Annotated in this window: 18 protein-coding genes and 1 pseudogene; 10 read left to right on the top strand and 9 right to left on the bottom strand. The window is 71.7% G+C overall.

Features of this window, described 5'->3' with window-relative positions; translation table 11 throughout:
- Window positions 1-70: 70 nt before the first annotated feature.
- Window positions 71-1,390: a hemolysin family protein gene (locus AC2W7E_RS10955; protein WP_085607187.1), complete on the top strand. Its 1,320-nt coding sequence runs from the start codon at window positions 71-73 to the stop codon at window positions 1,388-1,390.
- A complete protein-coding gene (locus tag AC2W7E_RS10950; RefSeq protein ID WP_485989092.1) occupies window positions 1,387-2,448 on the top strand; it encodes a hemolysin family protein in 1,062 nt (353 codons plus the stop codon). Before AC2W7E_RS10955 ends, AC2W7E_RS10950 begins: the two co-directional genes overlap by 4 nt.
- Before the next feature lie 59 nt (window positions 2,449-2,507).
- On the opposite strand, the gene AC2W7E_RS10945 is transcribed toward AC2W7E_RS10950, so the two are convergent.
- Window positions 2,508-3,575 (bottom strand): NADH:flavin oxidoreductase/NADH oxidase, encoded by a 1,068-nt coding sequence (locus AC2W7E_RS10945; RefSeq protein WP_249522070.1) that lies wholly within the window; start codon window positions 3,573-3,575, stop codon window positions 2,508-2,510.
- A 56-nt stretch (window positions 3,576-3,631) separates the two neighbouring features.
- On the opposite strand from AC2W7E_RS10945, the gene AC2W7E_RS10940 reads away from it, so the two are divergent.
- Genes AC2W7E_RS10940 through AC2W7E_RS10920 form a run of 5 tightly spaced genes read left to right on the top strand, consistent with a single transcriptional unit; the run spans window position 3,632 to window position 7,888 of the window.
- Window positions 3,632-4,462, top strand: a complete 831-nt coding sequence (locus tag AC2W7E_RS10940; protein WP_485989091.1) for an ADP-dependent NAD(P)H-hydrate dehydratase — start codon at window positions 3,632-3,634, stop codon at window positions 4,460-4,462.
- Complete coding sequence (locus AC2W7E_RS10935; protein WP_485989090.1) at window positions 4,459-5,697, top strand: hypothetical protein; 1,239 nt, start codon at window positions 4,459-4,461, stop codon at window positions 5,695-5,697. The genes AC2W7E_RS10940 and AC2W7E_RS10935 overlap by 4 nt, the downstream gene beginning before the upstream one ends.
- Before the next feature lie 4 nt (window positions 5,698-5,701).
- Window positions 5,702-6,034: a thiamine-binding protein gene (locus AC2W7E_RS10930; RefSeq protein ID WP_025103073.1), complete on the top strand. Its 333-nt coding sequence runs from the start codon at window positions 5,702-5,704 to the stop codon at window positions 6,032-6,034.
- A gap of 9 nt (window positions 6,035-6,043) precedes the next feature.
- Window positions 6,044-7,273 carry an MFS transporter gene (locus tag AC2W7E_RS10925; RefSeq protein WP_485989089.1) on the top strand — a complete coding sequence of 410 codons (1,230 nt, stop codon included), beginning with the start codon at window positions 6,044-6,046 and terminating at the stop codon, window positions 7,271-7,273.
- A gap of 9 nt (window positions 7,274-7,282) precedes the next feature.
- Complete coding sequence (locus tag AC2W7E_RS10920; RefSeq protein ID WP_485989088.1) at window positions 7,283-7,888, top strand: NUDIX domain-containing protein; 606 nt, start codon at window positions 7,283-7,285, stop codon at window positions 7,886-7,888.
- Window positions 7,889-7,894: 6 nt separating this feature from the next.
- Here AC2W7E_RS10920 and metX read toward each other — a convergent pair whose 3' ends face one another.
- Both metX and AC2W7E_RS10910 read right to left on the bottom strand, forming a co-directional pair.
- A complete protein-coding gene (metX, locus tag AC2W7E_RS10915; RefSeq protein WP_485989087.1) occupies window positions 7,895-9,100 on the bottom strand; it encodes a homoserine O-acetyltransferase MetX in 1,206 nt (401 codons plus the stop codon).
- 103 nt (window positions 9,101-9,203) lie between these two features.
- The gene (locus tag AC2W7E_RS10910) at window positions 9,204-10,526 is read right to left on the bottom strand and encodes a bifunctional o-acetylhomoserine/o-acetylserine sulfhydrylase (protein WP_025103077.1); all 1,323 of its coding nucleotides are present in this window, start codon (window positions 10,524-10,526) and stop codon (window positions 9,204-9,206) included.
- 160 nt (window positions 10,527-10,686) lie between these two features.
- Here AC2W7E_RS10910 and AC2W7E_RS10905 point away from each other — a divergent pair, with 160 nt between their 5' ends.
- The 3 genes and pseudogenes from AC2W7E_RS10905 to AC2W7E_RS10895 all read left to right on the top strand — a co-directional run bounded on the left by AC2W7E_RS10905 (window position 10,687) and on the right by AC2W7E_RS10895 (window position 12,803).
- Complete coding sequence (locus AC2W7E_RS10905; RefSeq protein ID WP_172400126.1) at window positions 10,687-11,469, top strand: SDR family oxidoreductase; 783 nt, start codon at window positions 10,687-10,689, stop codon at window positions 11,467-11,469.
- Window positions 11,466-12,184: pseudogene (locus tag AC2W7E_RS10900) on the top strand (uracil-DNA glycosylase). Before AC2W7E_RS10905 ends, AC2W7E_RS10900 begins: the two are co-directional and overlap by 4 nt.
- A gap of 4 nt (window positions 12,185-12,188) precedes the next feature.
- Complete coding sequence (locus AC2W7E_RS10895) at window positions 12,189-12,803, top strand: GNAT family N-acetyltransferase (RefSeq protein WP_062635082.1); 615 nt, start codon at window positions 12,189-12,191, stop codon at window positions 12,801-12,803.
- Between the two features lie 87 nt (window positions 12,804-12,890).
- Here the strand turns inward: AC2W7E_RS10895 and AC2W7E_RS10890 are convergent, their stop codons facing one another.
- The 6 genes from AC2W7E_RS10890 to AC2W7E_RS10865 form a co-directional block, all read right to left on the bottom strand.
- Window positions 12,891-13,679, bottom strand: coding sequence for an ABC transporter ATP-binding protein (locus AC2W7E_RS10890; RefSeq protein WP_485989086.1), 789 nt, complete (start codon window positions 13,677-13,679; stop codon window positions 12,891-12,893).
- The gene (locus AC2W7E_RS10885; protein WP_126893894.1) at window positions 13,676-14,467 is read right to left on the bottom strand and encodes an ATP-binding cassette domain-containing protein; all 792 of its coding nucleotides are present in this window, start codon (window positions 14,465-14,467) and stop codon (window positions 13,676-13,678) included. Before AC2W7E_RS10885 ends, AC2W7E_RS10890 begins: the two co-directional genes overlap by 4 nt.
- Entirely contained in the window at window positions 14,464-15,333 is an 870-nt protein-coding gene (locus AC2W7E_RS10880; RefSeq protein WP_485989085.1) for an ABC transporter permease, read from the bottom strand. The genes AC2W7E_RS10885 and AC2W7E_RS10880 overlap by 4 nt, the downstream gene beginning before the upstream one ends.
- Window positions 15,330-16,280 (bottom strand): ABC transporter permease, encoded by a 951-nt coding sequence (locus tag AC2W7E_RS10875; RefSeq protein ID WP_071328318.1) that lies wholly within the window; start codon window positions 16,278-16,280, stop codon window positions 15,330-15,332. Before AC2W7E_RS10875 ends, AC2W7E_RS10880 begins: the two co-directional genes overlap by 4 nt.
- Before the next feature lie 16 nt (window positions 16,281-16,296).
- The gene (locus tag AC2W7E_RS10870) at window positions 16,297-17,814 is read right to left on the bottom strand and encodes an ABC transporter substrate-binding protein (RefSeq protein WP_485989084.1); all 1,518 of its coding nucleotides are present in this window, start codon (window positions 17,812-17,814) and stop codon (window positions 16,297-16,299) included.
- Between the two features lie 92 nt (window positions 17,815-17,906).
- Window positions 17,907-18,824 carry an alpha/beta fold hydrolase gene (locus tag AC2W7E_RS10865; protein WP_485989083.1) on the bottom strand — a complete coding sequence of 306 codons (918 nt, stop codon included), beginning with the start codon at window positions 18,822-18,824 and terminating at the stop codon, window positions 17,907-17,909.
- Between the last annotated feature and the right edge of the window lie 76 nt (window positions 18,825-18,900).

Here is an 18,900-nt window from a genome sequence, read left to right as displayed (position 1 = left end):
CTATGGACGACCCTCCCAGTTGCCGAACATCGCCCCACCGTCCCGTTCTCTCCCCGGAGAGGAAGATCTGATGGACTACATCATGTTGGGCGTGGGGCTTCTGCTCACGGTCGGCACCGGCCTCTTCGTCGCGAGCGAGTTCGCCCTCGTGAACCTCGACCGCGCGGATCTGGAAGCGCGGCAGGCGCGAGGCGAGTCTCGCCTCTCGCTGACGATCAGCGCCCTGCGGCACACCTCGACGCATCTCTCCTCCGCACAGCTCGGCATCACGCTGACCACGCTGCTGACCGGATACACGATGGAACCGGCGCTGTCCAACCTCCTGCGCCCCACGCTGGTTGCCTGGAACATCCCGGAAGCTGCCGTCGCTCCCATCGCGACCGTGGTGGCGATGTTCGTCGCGACGGTGCTCTCGATGATCCTCGGCGAGCTCGTCCCGAAGAACTTCGCGCTGGCGCTGCCCCTGGCCACGGCGAAGCTCGTCGTCCCGTTCCAGATCGCCTTCACGACCGTGTTCAAGCCGGCGGTGGTCGTGCTCAACGGCAGCGCCAACGGGGTGCTGCGCAGCATGGGCATCGAGCCCAAGGAGGAGCTCTCCGGCGCCCGTAGCGCGGAGGAGCTCTCCTCCCTCGTGCGACGGTCGGCGAGCGCGGGAGTGCTGGAGGCCGACACCGCGACGCTGCTGGACCGCACGCTCACGTTCTCGCGGCTCACCGCGGCCGACGTCATGACGGCGCGCCCGAGCATGCACGCGATCGCCGCCGGCGACTCGGTCGACGACGTGATCCAGCTGGCGCGGCGCACCGGCCACAGCCGCTTCCCGGTCTTCGACGAGGACCTCGACGACATCACCGGCGTCGTGCATCTCAAGGCCGCCATCTCGGTGCCGCGGGAGCGCCGGGCAGAGGTGCCCGTCGGTGCTCTCGCGACCGATCCGCTGCGCGTGCCGGAGACCGCCCACGTCGACGCGCTGATCTCCGACCTCCGCGGTCGCGGATATCAGCTCGCGGTCGTCGTGGACGAGTACGGCGGGACGGCGGGGATCGTGACGCTGGAGGACCTCGTGGAGGAGCTGGTCGGCGAGGTGTCCGACGAGCACGACCGGACGAGGGCCGGCATCATCCGCAACCGCGACGGGGTGACCTTCCCCGGCGAGCTGCGTCCGGACGAGCTGCGCAGCCGCGCAGGCGTCGAGGTGCCGGAGGGCGATGTGTACGACACGGTCGGCGGCTACGTCATGAGCGTCCTCGAGCGGGTGCCGGTCGTCGGCGACGAGGTGCCCCTGGAGAGCGGCACGCTGCAGGTGGTCCGCATGGACGGCCGCCGCGTGGATCGGGTGCGCTACGTCCCGAGACCGGATGCCGTCGTCATCGAGGGGGTGTCCCTGTGAGCGATTGGGGAGGCCTCGCCTGGCTCGTCGTCCTGCTGGCGGCGAACGCGTTCTTCGTCGGCGCCGAATTCGCGGTGATCTCCGCGCGGCGCTCCCAGATCGAGCCGAAGGCGGAGCGCGGGTCGCGCCCGGCCAAGACGGCGCTGTACGCCATGGAGCACGCGACGCTCATGCTCGCGAGCTCGCAGCTCGGCATCACGATCTGCTCGCTGCTCATCCTGAACGTGTCCGAGCCCGCCATCCACCATCTGCTCGCCGTGCCGCTGCACGCGCTGGGCTGGTCGGACGGCGCGGTGGACGTCGTGTCGTTCACGATCGCGCTGCTCATCGTGTCGTTCCTGCACGTCGTGTTCGGCGAGATGGTGCCGAAGAACCTCGCGTTCTCGATTCCGGACCGGGCCGTGCTGCTGCTGGCGACGCCGCTGGTGTGGGTGTCGAAGGTCTTCATGCCGGTGATCTGGCTGCTGAACGCGGCGGCGAACGGCGTGCTGCGCCTCTTCCGGGTGGAGCCGAAGAACGAGGCGGCGTCGACGTTCACCCTCGATGAGGTCGCGACCATCGTCAACCAGTCGCGCCGCGAGGGCGTGCTCATGGACACCGCGGGCACGGTGACGGCCGCGGTCGAGTTCACCGACAAGAAGGCGCGCGACGTGGCCGTTCCGCTGAGCGACCTCGTCACGCTGCCGCAGACGACCACGCCCGACGACATCGAGAAGGCGGTGGCCCGCTACGGGTTCTCGCGCTACGTGATCGTCGACGACGAGGACGTCCCGATCGGCTACGTCCACCTCAAGGACATCCTGCGGGCCTCGGAGGGCCCGGATGCCGAGGCCAAGGTGCTCGAGCCGATCCCCGGCAAGCGCATCCACCACATGGTGCCCGTGCAGGAGGACACCGATCTGGAGGACGCGCTCGCCGTCATGCGACGGGCGGGTCGCCACCTCGCCAAGGTCCGCGACGCCCGCGGGGAGACCACGGCCGTGCTGTTCCTGGAGGACATCCTCGAGGAGCTCGTCGGCGAGGTGCAGGACGCGACCCGTCGCGTCCGCGGCCACTGACATCCGGATACGCGAAGGCCGCCGGCTCCCTCGGGGACCGGCGGCCGTCGTCGTGGGCGTCAGCGCCAGTGCGCCCGCTCGTACTGCGGCGGCCAGGCGACCTCGTCGCCCAGCTCGTGCGCGGCCCGGAGCGCGAAGTGCGGGTCGCGCAGCCACTCCCGTCCGGCGAAGATCGCGTCGGCCGCCCCGTCGGCGAGCACCTGCTCGGCCTGGGCGGCGGCGGTGATGAGACCCACGGCCGACACCGGGATCCGCCCGCCCTGGCGGACGGTCTCGGCCAGCGGGACCTGGTAGCCGGGGGAGACGCTGATGCGCTGGTGCGCGACGAGGCCGCCGCTGGAGACGTCGATGAGGTCGGCGCCGCGCGCGGTCGCCCAGCCGCCGACCGTCGCCGCCTCCTCGGGCGTGAACCCGCCCTCGGCGTGATCCGTCGCCGAGATCCGGACGAAGACCGGCACACCCTCGCCGGCTGCCTCGCGCACCGCGTCCACGACGCGCAGCAGCAGCCGGGCCCGGTTCTCCAGCGAGCCGCCGTACTCGTCCTCGCGGAGGTTCGACAGCGGCGACAGGAACTGGTGCAGGAGGTAGCCGTGGGCACCGTGGATCTCGATGACGTCGAAGCCCGCCTCGAGCGCCCGACGGGTCGCCGCGGCGAACCCGTCGACCACGCGGTCGATGCCCTCCGCGTCCAGCGCGACCGGCGCGGCGAACCCCTCGTAGGCCACCGCGGACGGGGCGGTGGTCGTCCACCCGCCCGCGGCGGCGGGGACCGAGCCGCGCTCGTCGGCCCAGGGCCACCAGGTGGAGGCCTTCCGCCCCGCGTGCGCGAGCTGGATGCCCGCGGCCGCCCCGCGGTCGTGGATCGCTCGGACAATCGGGCCGAGGGCGTCGCGCTGGGCGTCGTCCCACAGCCCGAGGTCGCGCGGGGAGATGCGCCCCTCCGGCACGACGGCCGTGGCCTCGGCCACGATGAGCCCGGCGCCGCCCGAGGCGAACTGCGCGAGGTGGGTGTGGTGCCACTCCTGCGCCACGCCGTCGACGGCGCTGTACATGCACATGGGGGAGACCCAGAGGCGGTTGCGGAACGTGGTGGACCGGATGGTCAGCGGGGAGAAGAGAAGACTCACCGTTCGACGGTACCGCCGACGCGGACGGGACAGGGCCGTCGGGCTAACGTGGAGTCATGAGCGACGTGCGCGAGTGGTCCCGCAGCGACGCGGCGCGTTTCTTCCGCGCGCCGACCGCCGAGGACGACAAGTACTCGCGGGGCGTCGTGGGCATCCGCACCGGATCGGCCGCCTACCCCGGCGCGGCGGTGCTGGGCGTCGAGGCCGCCTGGCGCACCGGCGCCGGATTCGTCCGCTACGTCGGCGCGCCGCCGGCGGTGGCGGCGGTGCTCGCCCGGCGCCCGGAGACCGTCGGTGGGCCAGATGCCGGACGCACGCGGATCGGCGCCTGGGTGATCGGCTCCGGGACCGATCCGGACGACCGGAGCGCCACGGAGGCGCAGGCGCTCCGGGAGATCGTCGACGGCGACGTCCCCGTGGTCATCGACGCCGGAGCGCTCGATCTGGCGCCGACCGCCCGCGCCCCGTTCGTCGCCACGCCGCACGGCCGCGAGTTCGCGCGACTGCGCGAGCGTGTCGGCATCGACGGGACCTCGGACGACCTCGCCGACGTCCGCGACGTGTCCGCCGCGATCGACGGCGTGGTGCTGCGCAAGGGCGCGCGCACCGTCCTCGCCGCACCTGACGGCACGCTCATCGCCGTCGAGGCGGGGACCGGCTGGCTCGCGACGGCCGGGACGGGGGACGTGCTGGCCGGGATCGTCGCCGCCGTGATCGCCGCGAATCCGGACGGCCCGCTCGTCGAGTCCGCCGCGGCGGCCGTCTGGCTGCACGGGCACGCCGCCCGCCTCGCCGCCGCGGCGACCGCGGGTGCGAGCGGTCATCCGATCGTGGCGCTCGACGTCGCGGAGGCGCTGCCCCGCGCGGTCGCGGACCTCCTGTCGTGAGGACCACGGCCCGGGGGAGCGTGCTCGCGCTGTGGATCGCCTTCCTCCTCGTCCACGTCCTCACCGCATGGCTGGGCTGGGTCTACCCGAGCCAGCCCATGGGGGACGTCGTCCTGGTCTACGAGCCCTGGGCGACGGCCGCGTGGAGCGGCGGGGAGATCGTGGGCGTCACGGAGTCCTGGGTGTATCCGCAGCTCGCGCTCCTGCCGATGATGCTCGCGGCCGTGCTCGCCGCCCCATTCCTCCCGCTGCTCGGCGTCTCCGGCGCCTACCTGATCGGGTGGGTGCTGCTGGTCACGGTGCTCGACGCCGTCGCCTTCGCCGTCCTCGTCGGGCGTGGACACGTGCGGTCGCGGCGCACCGCCGCGTGGTTCTGGTGCGCCGCGCTGCTGCTCCTCGGACCCATCGCGCTGTACCGCATCGATGCCGTCACCGTGCCGATCGCCGTCGTGGCCGGCCTCTGGCTGGTGACCCGCCCGACCATCGCCGCGGCGCTGCTGGCCATCGGCGCCTGGATCAAGATCTGGCCCGGTGCGCTCCTCCTCGCGGCGGTCGTGGCCGGGAGGGCGCGGCTGCGGATGCTCCTGGCCGCCGCGGTCGTCACCGCCGGTGTGGTGGTGGTGCTCCTGCTGCTCGGTGCCGACACCGAGATCCTCGGCGTCCTCACCGCGCAGACGGGCCGGGGACTCCAGATCGAGGCGGTCGCCGCGACCCCGTTCCTCTGGATGGCCGTGACGGGGGCCGCCCGCATCGAGTACAGCTACGACATCCTCACCTTCCAGATCGTCGCGCCGGGCGCGGAGGCCCTCGCGACGATCCTCACCCCGCTCCTGGTGCTCGCCGCCGCCGTCGTCACCGTCGTCGGCGGGGTCAAGGCCGTCCGTGGGGCGTCGTTCGCGCGACTCTTCCCGCCGCTGGCCCTGCTCCTGGTGACGGTGCTCATCGCCCTGAACAAGGTCGGCTCGCCGCAGTTCCAGACCTGGCTGCTCGCCCCCGTGATCCTGTGGCTCGTGCTCGACCGCCGCCGGGCGCGCACCGCCGCCGCCCTCGTGCTCGCCCTGTGCCTGCTCACCTGTCTCGTGTATCCGCTGAGCTATGACGGGCTGCTGCGTGCCGAAGCCGCCCCCGTCCTGCTGCTCACGATGCGCAACGTCCTGCTCGTCGTCCTCGCCGCCGTGAGCGCCGTCGCGCTCGCGCGGGTCCCCGCCGTCCGTCGTCCCCGAACCCAGGAGTGAACCCATGCTGATCGCCTTCTCCGTCGCCCCCAGCGGCACGCCCGCCGACGGTGCCGAGCGCACCGATGCCTCCGTGCACGACGCGGTCGCCGCGGCCGTGCGCGTCGTCCGCGCGTCGGGCCTCCCGCACCGCACGACGAGCATGTTCACCGAGATCGAGGGGCCCGACTGGGACACCGTCATGGACGTGGTCAAGCGCGCGACCGAGGCGGTGATGCCGTTCGGCTCCCGGGTGTCGCTCGTCCTCAAGGCGGACATCCGCCCCGGGTACACGGGAGAGCTCGACGCCAAGGTCGAGCGCCTGGAGGCGGCGATCGAGGAGTCCGACGACCGGTAAGCTGAACCGGTGAATCCCTCGACACCTTCGAGGGGTGCGGCGAAGTGGGCGCTCCTCTCCCTCGCCATAGGCAGTTTCGGCATCGGCATGACCGAGTTCGTGGTCATGGGCCTGCTGCCGAACATCGCCGCCGACCTCCTCCCGTCCGTCTGGGCGTCGAGCCAGGAGGAGGCACTGAGTCAGGCCGGCTGGCTGATCTCGCTGTACGCACTCGGCGTGGTCATCGGCGCCCCGACCATCGCCGGCTTCGTCGCCCGCTATCCGCGGCATCGGGTGATGATCGTGCTCGCCCTCGCGCTGACCGTCTTCAACGCCCTCACCGTGGTGCTGCCGACGTTCGAGCTCGTCGGGGTCTCGCGCTTCCTCGCCGGGCTCCCGCACGGCGCGTACTTCGGCATCGGCGCGCTGGTCGCCGCCGACGTGATGGGGCCGGGAAACCGTGCCAAGGGCGTCGCGTTCATCCTCACCGGTCTCACGGTCGCCAATGTCGTCGGCGTGCCACTGGGCACCTACCTCGGCCAGGAGTGGGGCTGGCGGGCCGCCTTCGCGGTCGTCGCGCTCGTCTTCGCGCTCGCCACTGTCTTCATCGCGCTGTTCGTGCCCGCGCACCCGGGGAACCCCGGACGCACGATGCGAGCGGAGCTCGGGGTGTTCCGCATCGGTCAGGTCTGGTTCACGCTCGGCGTCGGGGCGATCGGCTTCGGCGGGTTCTTCGCCGTCTACAGCTACATCGCCCCGCTCGTGACGGAGGTGGCCGGATCGCCGGACTGGGTCGTGCCGATCGTGCTCGTGCTCATGGGGCTCGGCATGACGGGCGGGAACCTCGTCGGCGGTCATCTGGCCGACATCGACCTCCGCCGGACGCTGCTGCTGGGCCTCGCCGCGATGGCCGTCGTGTTCGCCCTCCTCGCCGTGCTCTCGTTCTGGATCGTGAGCCTGAGCCTCGTGGTCGTCCTCGTGGGGTTCGTCTCGTCCGTGCTCAGCCCGACGATCCAGACGCGGTTGATGGACGTGGCCGGCGACAACCAGTCCATCGCGGCGGCCATGAACCACTCCGCCCTGAACCTCGGCAACAGCCTCGGCGCCTTCCTCGGCGGCATCGTGATCGCGGTCGGCTGGGGCTACACGGCACCGGCGTGGACCGGGGCAGTGCTCGCGGTGGCCGGACTCCTCATCGCCCTGGTGTCGTACCGCGTGGAGGCACGGCGGATCGCGCAGACGCCGGTCCTCGCGTCGTAGAGTGACGGGGTGACCGCTCCCGACGACGACCTCCCGCTCGCCGGAACCGTCGTGCTGCTGCGCCCGAGTCCCGGGGGCTTCGAGGTGCTGCTGCTGCGCCGTCCGTCGCGCGGCTCCTTCGCGGACGCCTGGGTGTTCCCCGGGGGGAAGGTCGAGCCGGAGGATCGGCGGGCGGGCGCGGCGGACGTCGAGGACGCGCGCCGGGCCGCCGCCCGGGAGACCGCGGAGGAGGTCGGACTCGTCGTCGACGACCTGGTGCTTCTGTCGGAGTGGCGCCCGCCCGCGGAGGCGCCCGTGCGGATCCGCACCTGGTTCTTCCTCGCCCTCGCGCCGGACGTCGAGCCGTCGCCTGCCGCCGACGAGGTCGTCGAGCTCGCCTGGGTGTCACCGGACACGGCCTTCGAGCGGCACGCGGCGGGGGAGTGGCGGCTCTTCCCGCCCACCTGGCTCACGCTGCACCGGCTCTCCGCCTTCACCGACGTCGAGGCCGCGCTGGCCTCCGGCGGGGCGGTCGAGCTGTTCCAGACGGAGGTGCGCGACGGGGGCCGGGCGTTCGGCTGGGCGCAGGGGACCCTCCACGCCCACACCCTGCCGTGGCGGTTCGACCCGGCCTGACGCGGGTCAGGCGTCGAGCAGGCGCCGCAGGTGCGTGCCGACGGCCTCGGTCTCGATGAGGAACCCGTCGTGGCCGAAGTCGCTCGTGAGCACCACCGCCTCGCCGTCGATCACGTTCCGGATGCTCCGGGCGATCCGCTGCTGACCGTCGACGGGGAAGAGGCGGTCGCTGTCGATGCCGAGGACGAGGGTCGTCGCGGTCACCGCCTTCAGGGCCTCCTCCACGCCGCCGCGGCCCCGGCCGACGTCGTGCGAGTTCATGGCCTCGACGAGGGCGATGTAGCTGTTGGCGTCGAAGCGGCGCGTGAACTTGTTCCCGTGGAAGTCGAGGTAGGACTCGACGGCGAAGCGTCCGCCGTGGCCGAGCGGCGATACGTCCGACTGCCAGGAGCGCTGGAAGCGCTGGTTGAGCTCGATCGGGCTGCGGTAGTTCAGCAGCGCCATGCGGCGGGCGAGGGCCAGGCCGCGGTGCGGGCCGTCGCCGTCCGCGAGGTCGTAGTACTCGCCGCCCTGGAACCGCGGGTCCATGCGGATGGTCTCGAGCTGCACGGTGTTGAGCGCGATCTGGTCGGCGGTCGTGACCGGAGGCGAGGAGAGCACGGCGAGGCGCTGCACGCGGTCCGGCTGCGTCACGGCCCACTCGAGCGCATGCATGCCACCCATCGAGCCGCCGATCACCGCCGCCCAGCTGTCGATGCCGAGCGCGTCGGCCAGGCGCACCTGCGCGGCGACCTGGTCGCGGATGGTGAGGTAGGGGAAGCGCGACGCCCACTCGTAGCCGTCCGGGGCGATGCTCGCGGGGCCGGTCGATCCCTGGCAGCCGCCGAGCATGTTCGGCGCGATCACGAACCACTCGTCGGTGTCGAGCGGCGCACCGGGGCCGACGACGTCCTCCCACCAGCCGGCGGTCGGGTGGCCGGCACCGGCCTCTCCGCGCACGTGGCTGTCCCCGGTGAGGGCGTGCAGGACGAGCACGGCGTTGTCGCGTGCGGCGTTGAGCTCGCCCCAGCTCTCGTACGCGAGGCGGATGCCGGGGAGCTGGGCTCCGCTCTCCGTGTCGAAGGCGCCGAACGCGGCGAACCGGCGGCCGCCGACGGGGTCGCCGTCGCGCCAGGCGCCGGTGGCCGGTGGCCGGGCACGGAGCAGCCGGACGTCGGCCTCCGTCACCGGTGCCGACGGCACCGTGTCCTCGGAGGTCGTCTGCCAGTCCATGTCTCCATTCTCGCCTGGCCGGTCGGTCCCGGCCCGCAGGTTACGACACCGGGACGACGAAGGCCCCGGACCGTGCGGTCCGGGGCCTTCGCGGAGAGGGTGCTCAGGCGCGCGCGGCCTCGGAGACGGCGCGGGCGGCGGCGAGTGCCTGGTCGAGATCGGCCTTGAGGTCCTCGATGTTCTCGAGTCCCACGGACAGGCGCACGAGGCCGGGGGTCACGCCCGCGGTGAGCTGCTGCTCCGGGGTGAGCTGGGCGTGCGTCGTGGAGGCCGGGTGGATGACGAGCGAGCGCACGTCGCCGATGTTGGCGAGGTGGCTGAACAGGGAGAGGCTGTTGACGAACTCGCGTCCGGCCTCGACACCGCCCTTGAGCTCGAACGACAGCACGGCGCCGACACCCTTCGGGGCGTACTCGTTCGCCTTGGCGTACCAGGGCGAGGACGGCAGGCCGGAGTAGTTGACCGCGGCCACGTCGTCGCGGCTGTCCAGCCACTCGGCGATCTCCTGGGCGTTCTGCACGTGGCGCTCGATGCGCAGCGACAGCGTCTCGACACCCTGGATGAGGTTCCACGCGCTCTGCGGGGCGATGGCCGAGCCGAGGTCGCGGAGCAGCTGGACCCGGGCCTTGATGATGTAGGCGAGCGGGTCGCCGACCGCGGCCGTGTAGCTGGCGCCGTGGTACGACGGGTCCGGCTCGGTGAGTCCGGGGAACTTCTCGACGTTCTCCGACCACGCGAACGAACCGCCGTCGATCACGACGCCGCCGATCGTGGTGCCGTGGCCGCCGAGGAACTTCGTGATCGAGTGGACGACGATGTCGGCGCCGTGCTCGAACGGACGGATGAGGTACGGGGTGGCGATCGTGTTGTCGACGATCAGCGGGACGCCGTTCTCGTGCGCGATGTCGGCGACCGTGCGGATGTCGAGCACGTTGATCTGCGGGTTGCCGATGGTCTCCGCGAAGAACAGCTTCGTGTTCGGGCGGACGGCGCGACGCCACTCCTCCGGGTCGTCCTGGTTCTCGACGAAGGTGACCTCGATGCCGAGCTTGGCGAGGGTGTACTTGAAGAGGTTGTAGGTGCCGCCGTAGATCGAGCTCGACGCGACGAAGTGGTCGCCGGCCTGCGCGATGTTGAGGATCGCGAAGGTCGAGGCGGCCTGGCCGCTGGAGAGGACGAGGGCGCCGGTGCCCCCTTCGAGCGCGGCGAGGCGCTGCTCCAGGACGTCCTGGGTCGGGTTCTGGATGCGGGTGTAGATGTTGCCGAACTCGGCGAGCGCGAAGAGGTTCGCGGCGTGGTCGGCGCTGTCGAACACGTAGGACGTGGTCTGGTAGATCGGCGTCGCCCTGGCCTTGGTGACGGGGTCGGGGGCGGCGCCCGAGTGGATCTGCTTGGTCTCGAAACGCCAGGTCTCGGGTGCGGACATGTGTTCCCCCTGGAACGGTCGGAAGGTCGGATGGGCTGGTGCCCTTGCAGCGAGAGTACGGAATATCGGTCCGTGTCAACAACGACCGGGAAATGTGACGTAACACGGCGAGGGGGCCGGGAACGGGCGGAACCCGCGCGGACATCGTACGGTGGAGGACATGGCCAACAGACGTGCAGTGGTGACAGGTGCGAGTTCCGGGATCGGTCAGGCGACGGTGCGGGTGCTGCGGTCGCGCGGGTGGGACGTCGTCGGCGTCGCGCGCCGTGCCGACCGGCTCGCCGCGCTGTCCGCGGAGACGGGGGCGTCGACCATCGCCTGCGATCTGACCGACGACGCGGCGGTGGCGGCGCTCCTCGGGGAGCTCGAGCGCACCGGACCCGTGCACGCCCTCGTCCAGGTCGCCGGTGGCGCGCGGGGGACCGACCGCGTCGAGGATGCCGCGCTCGCCGACTGGCAGTGGATGTACGACGCGAACGTCCTCGCGACCCAGCGCCTCGTCGCCGGATTGCTCCCGATGCTCCGTCGCACCGCGGACGTGGACGGCCATGCCGACCTCCTGTTCGTGACCTCGACGGCCGCGCAGACCGCCTACCCGGGCGGCGCGGGCTACAACGCGGCGAAGGCGGCCGAGGCGATGCTCGTCCGTGCGCTGCGTCAGGAGCTGAACGGCGAGCCGCTCCGGGTGGCCGAGGTCGCTCCCGGGATGGTGCACACGGAGGAGTTCACGCTGAACCGGCTCGGGGGCGACGCCGTCGCCGCGGAGGCCGTGTACTCCGGGGTCGAGGCGCCCCTTCGCGCCGAGGACGTGGCGGACGTGATCGCCTACGCTCTGGACGCGCCGGCCCACGTGAACCTCGACCTCGTCACGATGCGGCCCGTCGCCCAGTCGGCGCAGCACCTGCTCGCGCGAGGCCCGCTGCGGGTCCGGCCGGTCGAGTGAGCGGAGGACGCACCCTCGCGGAACTCGCCGACGAGGGACTGATCGACGCGGGATGGGCGGAGGCGCTGGCCCCGGTGCAGGACACCATCACGGCGCTCGGCGAACGGCTGCGCGCCGAGCGCGCGGCCGGGCACGGATATCTCCCGCGGGGCCGAACGTGCTGCGCGCCTTCCAGCGTCCACTCGCCGACGTGCGTGTGCTCATCACGGGCCAGGACCCCTATCCGACTCCCGGGCACCCGATCGGGCTGTCGTTCGCCGTGGACCGCGATGTGCGGCCCCTGCCGCGGAGCCTGACGAACATCTACAAGGAGCGGGAGGCCGACCTCGGCCTCCCGCCCGCACCGCACGGAGACCTCACCGCGTGGAGCGATCAGGGCGTGCTGCTGCTCAACCGCGTCCTGACGGTGCGCCCCGGAGCGGCCGCCTCCCACCGCGGCTGGGGATGGGAGCAGGTGACGGAGCTCGCGATCCGTACCCTCGTGGCCCGGGAGCAGCCGCTCGTCGCGATCCTCTGGGGGCGTGACGCGGCGAACCTCCAGCCCCTCCTCGGCGACACCCCCGTGATCGCCTCCGCGCATCCGTCCCCTCTCTCCGCGAGCCGTGGCTTCTTCGGCTCCCGGCCCTTCTCCCGCGCGAACGCGCTCCTGGAGGGACTCGGCAGTGCTCCGGTGGACTGGAGGGTGGAGGGCGAGGGGTCCGGCTCTCTAAGCTGAGCGCATGCAGTTCGAGCCGGGGGACCGCCGCCGCGTTCTCCCGCGTCATCTGCGACCGACGACCGCGCCGGACACGTTCTCCTACGTCATCAGGCCGGCACGCGCGGCGGATCTGCCGCACGTGCGGGAGATCTACAACCATTTCGTCAGCAATTCGGCCGTCACCCTGGACGAGCGCCGCAGCAGCATCCCGTACTGGCGGGACAAGTTCACCCTGCTGGAGCGGCTCGGGCTGCCGTTCCTCGTGGCGGTGTCGCCCTCAGGCGCCATCCTCGGGTATGCGCTCGCGCAGCCGTGGGCGGGCAAGAACGCGTACCGGTACACGGTCGAGGACTCGATCTACCTCGGTCCCGGCGCGGCCGGCAAGGGCCTCGGGTCGGCCCTTCTGCAGGCGCTGATCGCGGCGTGCGAGCAGCGGGGGCTCCGGGAGATGGTCGCCGTCATCAGCGACCAGGGTGCGGAGGCCTCGATCCGGCTGCACGAGAAGCTGGGCTTCGTGGAGGCCGGTCGCATGGGGCGCGTCGGCCACAAGTTCGGCCGCGACCTCGGCACCGTCTACCTGCGCCGGGTGCTCCGCCCATCCCGCCCTCGCCGTCGCCTCTCGCTCTTCCCGCGCTGACCCCTCGCCCCACCCCCTTGCGTGCCTCCCACCCCGTTGCGGGCGCACGCAAAGGGCCGGGGTGGCCGCAAAGGGGTGGGTCGGCGATCAGGCGTCGGGGATGACGGGGATCGCGGAGAGCAGGGTGCGGGTGTAGTCGGCGGTCGGGTGGAGCAGCACGTCGCGCGTCGGACCGCGCTCGACGATGCGGCCGTCCTTCATGACGACGACCGTGTCGCAGAGGTTCTGCACCACGCCGATGTCGTGCGACACGAGCAGCAGCGTGAGCTCGTCCGCGACGCGGAGTTCCGCGAGGAGCTCGAGGATCTGCGCGCGTACCGTGACGTCCAGCGCCGACAGCGGCTCGTCGCCCACGAGGATCCGCGGACGATGGACGAGAGCGCGGGCGAGAGCGATCCGCTGCCGCTGTCCGCCGGAGAACTCGTGCGGATAGCGATCGCCCATCTCGGGGTCCAGGCCGACCCGGGCGATGACCTCGCGCACCCGTGCCCGATGGTCGCCGTCGATGCCGAGGGCCCACAACGGCTCCCGCACGATCTGCCTCGCCGTCATCCGAGGGTCGAGCGAGGCATAGGGATCCTGGAAGACGAGACCTGTCTGCCGGCGCAACCAGTGCAGCGATCGCGCGGAGGCGCCGGCGTCGACGATCCGGCCGTCCACCGACACGGTGCCCGCGGTCGGTCGGTCGAGGCCCAGCAGGAGTCGCACGAGCGTCGACTTCCCTGAGCCGGACTCGCCGATGATCCCCAGGGAGGCGCCCTCGGGCACGTCGAGGTCGGTCGGCTGGAGCGCCGTCTGCCGCCGCGTGCGCTCGAACGCCGTCCGCTTCGGCACGACGAAGTCCCGTCGCAGCCCGCGCGCTTCGATGAGGCTCATGCCTCTCCTCCCTCGGGCCGCCACAGCGTCGCGGTCGCGTCCCGCAGCAGCCCCTGCGTGACAGGAGAGGTCGGCGCGGTTAGCAGCCGCGACACCGGTGCGCTCTCGACGACCCGACCGTGCTCCAGCACGACTCCCTCGGTCGCCACCTGGGACAGCACCGCGAGGTCGTGCGTGATGAACAGGAGCGACATGCCCTCGTCGGCGACGAGCCCGAGCAGCAGCGACAGGATCTCGGCCTGGATCGTCACGTCGAGGGCCGTCGTGGGCTCGTCCGCGATCAGCAGCCGCGGACGGCAGGCGAGGGCCATCGCGATCGCGACGCGCTGCCGCTGGCCGCCGGAGAGCTGGTGCGGATACCGGTCGACGATGGTCTCCGGGTCGGGGAGTCGCACGCGGGCGGCTTCCGCGATCGCCCGGTCACGGGCCTCGCGCCGGCCCAGGCCTTCGTGGATGCGGATGGACTCCGCGATCTGGCGGCCCACCGTCCGGATCGGGTTGAGCGCCGTCCGGGGTTCCTGGAACACGATGCCGATGTCGTCGCCGCGCAGCCGGGCGAGTTCACGGTCCGGCATCCCGATCAGCTCGGTGCCGTCCCACCGGATGCTCCCGCGTGCCGTCGCCCCCTCCGGCAGCAGCCCGAGCACGGCGAGCGCCGTGAGGGACTTGCCGGAGCCCGACTCGCCGATCACCCCGAGGCGGGTGCCGTCGGGGACCTGGAGCGAGACGCCGTCGACCACGCGGCGTCCGTCGATCTCGATGACGAGATCCTCGACCGTCAGACTCATGCGACCACCGCCGGTGTGTGCGTCTCGGCGGCGCGGTGCCGCAGGGTGGGGTCCGTGGCTTCGCGGAGCCCGTCGCCGAGCAGGTTGAGGGCGAGTACGGTCAGGGTGATCGTGAGCCCGGGCCAGATCACGGTGAGAGGGTGCACGCCGATGTAGCGCTGGAGATCCGCGAGCAGCAGCCCCCAGCTCGGTTCCACGACCGAGGCCCCGAAGCCGAGGTACGACAGGCCGGCCTCCGCGAGGACGGCCACGGCCATCGACCACGAGAGCTGCACGATGAACACCGGAGCCACGTTCGGGAGGAGATGACGGACGAGGCTCTGCGCGGGGGTGAGGCCGGACGCGCGCGCGGCGAGCACGAAGTCGCTCTGCTGCACGCGGCGGAGCTCCGGCCGCGTGACCCGCGCGATGTTCACGCCGAACCCGATCCCCACCGCCCAGATCACGACCCAGAGCGATCCGCCCCACACCGACGAGATCATCATCGCGATCAGCAGCACGGGGAAGGCGATGAGGATGTCGACGAACACGGCGACCGTCTCCCGCACGAGCCGGGTGGTCAGGGCGCCGAGGGCGGCGAGGGCGATGCCGACGACGGTGGCCACGAGTCCCGCGCCGACACTGACGAAGACCGTGGTCCGCGCGCCCGCCATGAGCAGGCTCAGGATGTCGCGTCCCGTGTCGTCCGTCCCGAGCAGGTGCGGCCAGCCCGGCGGCAGCCAGCGGTCGCCGATGTTCGAGGCCCGCGGGTCGAACGGCGTCCAGAAGAGGGACACGACGGCCGCCAGGGCGACGATGGCGATGACGATCAGTCCGAAGCGGCCGGTCGAGGTCCGCCAGAGCCGAGGGTACCAGCGCGCGCTCATGCGGCCTCCCGCTGTCGAGGGTCGATCGCCCGGTGCAGCAGATCCACGAGGAAACCGACCACCAGCACGAAGCCGGTCAGCACGAGCAGCTCGCTCTGCACCTTGACGAGGTCGCGGGTGCCGACGTCGGTCACGAGCATGCGGCCGATGCCCGGAAGCGTGAACAGCTGCTCGATCACGACCGAGCCGACGATGATCCCGGCGACCTGGAGGCCGAGGACCGTGATGATGGAGAGCCCGACCGCCGGGATGCCGTGCTGGATGAGGGCGCGGGTCTTCGTCAGACCCTTGGCGGCCGCGGTGCGGACGAAGTCCTGTCCGGCGGCCTGCAGGGTCGCGCTGCGCACGAAGCGCATCAGCATGGCGCCCTCGACGATGCCGATCGTGAGGGCGGGCAGCAGCAGCGCCTCGATCGCTCTGCCCGGTGTCGACCACCCGGTGCGGGGGAAGCCCTGGGGCGGCAGCCAGCCGAGCCACACGGAGAACACGACGATCAGCATCATGCCCGCCCAGACGACGGGGACGGCCGCGAGAGCCTGCGCGCCCACGCTGAGCGCCGTGCCGTCGCGGTGGCCGCGACGCAGGGCGGCGAGGATCCCGAACGGCACGGCGATGAGCACGGCGATCACCAGCGACATGATCCCGAGCGGAACCGTGACCTGTGCCTTCAGCAGCAGCTCCTCGCCGACGGAGGCGCCGGACAGCAGCGACGTGCCCAGGTCGCCGCGGAGGATGCCGCCGATCCAGTCGGCGTACTGCGCGAGCAGAGGCTGGTTCAGCCCCAGCGACTCCCGCAGCGCCTCGACCTCGGCGGGGGAGGCCTGGGTGCCGGCGATGAGCTGGGCCACGTCGCCGGGGAAGACGCGCAGCGTGAGGAAGATGAGCGCGCTCGACACGAGGAGCCCTGCGATCAGCAGGGCTCCTCGGACGAGCGCGTAACGCAGCACGGAGCGTCGACCGTCGTCAGCTCGCGGCGGAGACGGTCACACCCGCGAGGTTGATGCGCGAGTTGATCGAGTCCTCCGGGAAGCCGCTGACGACCGGATTCACGGCGGTGATGGTCTGACCGTTGTAGAGCCAGTCCGCCGCGTGGTCCTCGGAGACGATCCGGGCCGCCTCGGCGAGGAGCTTCGCGGAGGCCTCGGGATCGACCTCGGCCAGCGCCTGCGTGTAGAGGTCCTGCACCTCGGCGTTGTCGTAGCCGAAGTAGTAGTCCGGGTTGGCGAAGTTGCCGAAGTCCCGCGGCTCGACATGCAGGACGAAGCTGAGGTCGTAGTCCTTATTGGTGTACACGTCCTCGAGCCAGGTCGGGAACTCCACGGAATCGACCTCGAGGTTCACACCCACCTTGTCGAAGTCCGAGATGAGGACCTTCGGGACGGTGGTGCCGTAGAACGACGGGATCGTCAGGGTGAGGTCGAGGTCCTCCTGGCCGGCCTCGGCGAGCAGCTCCTTGGCCCGCTCGGGGTCGTAGGAGATGACGTCGGAGAGGTCCTCGTAGCCGGGGTCGAGCTCGGGGATGGGGCCGTACAGCGGGGTACCGGCGCCGACGGCCTCGATGAGCGCGTCGTGGTCGATGGCCAGGCGCAGCGCCTCGCGGACCCGGACGTCGTCCAGCGGAGCCTTCTTGTTGTTGAAGGCGAGCGTGGCCTTGTCGGTCGTGCGGCCCGTGGTGAGGGTGAAGTCGCCCGAGTCCTCGAGCTGCGGAGCCAGGTTCGGGTCGACGGCGGTGAGCACGTCGACGTCGCCGGCGAGCGCCGCGTTCACCCCGGCCGTGAAGTCGGGGATGTACTGGAACTCGACCTCGGCCACGCCGGCCGGCTCGCCCCAGTACTCGTCGTTGCGAGCGAAGGTGATCGTGCTGCCCTTGTTCCAGCGCGTGAGGGTGAACGGACCGGTGCCGTTCTCCGCGGTCTTCAGATCGGTGGTGTCGCCGTCCTTGAAGACGAGCCCGGCGGGGCCGGTGAGGGCGAAGAGGAAGTTCTGGTTCGGCTCGGACAGCACGATCTCGACGGTCGTGTCGTCGGGAGCCGAGATCGAGGAGACGGACGCGAACTCCGCGTTGCCCTGCACCGTGTCATCGGTGCGGACGGTCTCGTAGGAGGAGACGACGTCGGCCGCCGTCAGGGGCGAGCCATCGTGGAAGGTGATCCCGTCGTTGAGGGTGAAGGTGTACGTGAGGCCGTCGTCCGACACCTCGTACTCCGAGGCGAGCCGCTCCACGATCTCGTTCTCCTGGGTGCGGCTGACCAGTCCTTCGTAGATGTTGTCGATGAGGATCTGCTCCAGCGCGGCACCGCTGGTGTGCCGGATGTCGAGGTTGGTGGGCTCGAGCACGAGACCGACGTGCAGGGTGGCGTCGGGGTCGGGCTCGCCGCCCGTGGACGGGGCAGGCTCGGCGGAGCCGGAGCAGGCGCTGAGGATCACGGCGGTGGCCGCGAGCGCGGAGATCAGCGCGAGGCGTCGATGACGTCGGAACATGGGTGTTTCCTCTCGGTGCGGCAGGTGCTGTGTGCCGGTGGGACGAGCCTAGGGTCGGGCGGGATTCGGCGCGGCGGACGTGGAACGGAGCGTCATATTCCGGCCGCGGTCGCCGAACCGACGAGCAGGGCGAGGTCTCGGGGCGCCGTCTCCTGCACGTTGTGCGTGGCGTCCATCGCGACGACCCGCGCTTCCGGGAGGCGGTGCTGGAACTCCTCCGCGTCGGCAGCGCTCACGAAGCCCCGCTCGGCGCGGACGAGCGTGACGGGCGCGGTGACCGCCGCCAGATCGTCCCAGCCGGTCTCATGCAGGACCGACGGCGCCGTCGGGGTGCCGGGGTCGTGGGCGGCCAGAGCGGTGGCGGCGAGGTGGGCGAAGTGGTGCTTCCACTCGACGCGGCCGTCCGCGCGGACACGGGTGTTGAGGAAGACACCGCGCTCGGTCTCGGGGCGAGTGCCACCGAACCCCAGGGCCATCGCCTTGTCGACGAGCTCGTCGCGGGTCGCGAAGTCCGTGGGCCCGGCGTAGAACTCCCGGAGCGCCGCGGGGCCGGCGGACACGTCGATCCCGGGCGTGATGTCGACGACGATCAGAGCGGCCACGAGGTCCGGCCGCGCCGCGGCGACGGCGGCGCCGGTGAGACCGCCGAGCGACTGTCCCACCAGGATCTGCGGCGCGGAGACCCACGCGTCCAGAGCGGCGACGACGTCGGCGGCGAGGGTGCGGGGGGAGTAGTCCGCGTCGTCGCGCCAGGAGGAGTCGCCGTGGCCGGCGAGGTCGATCGCCAGGAGCGGCTGCCCCAGCGCCAGCGCCGTCGTGTCCCAGGTGTGGGCGTTCAGACCGGCGCCGTGCAGCAGGGTGATGCGCGGCGGCTCGGACCCGAAGCGCAACCCGCTCACGACGCGACCCTCGGGGAGGGGGAGCGTCAGGCGCTCCACGGTCGGAAGCGGAACGCCGAGCGCGTCGGCCTGCGCGGGAAGATAGGAGAACTCGCTGGTGTCGATCGCCACGCGGCTATTCTGCGCCCCGTTTCGACCTCGCGGGAAATGCCGGAGCAAACTGACAAGATGTGAGGGGGATTAACAG

It is taken from the genome of Microbacterium sp. CFSPD4_SD4, from assembly GCF_057364585.1.
Note: the sequence above shows the minus strand (reverse complement) of the source record. Positions and strands in the feature narration are given on the sequence as shown.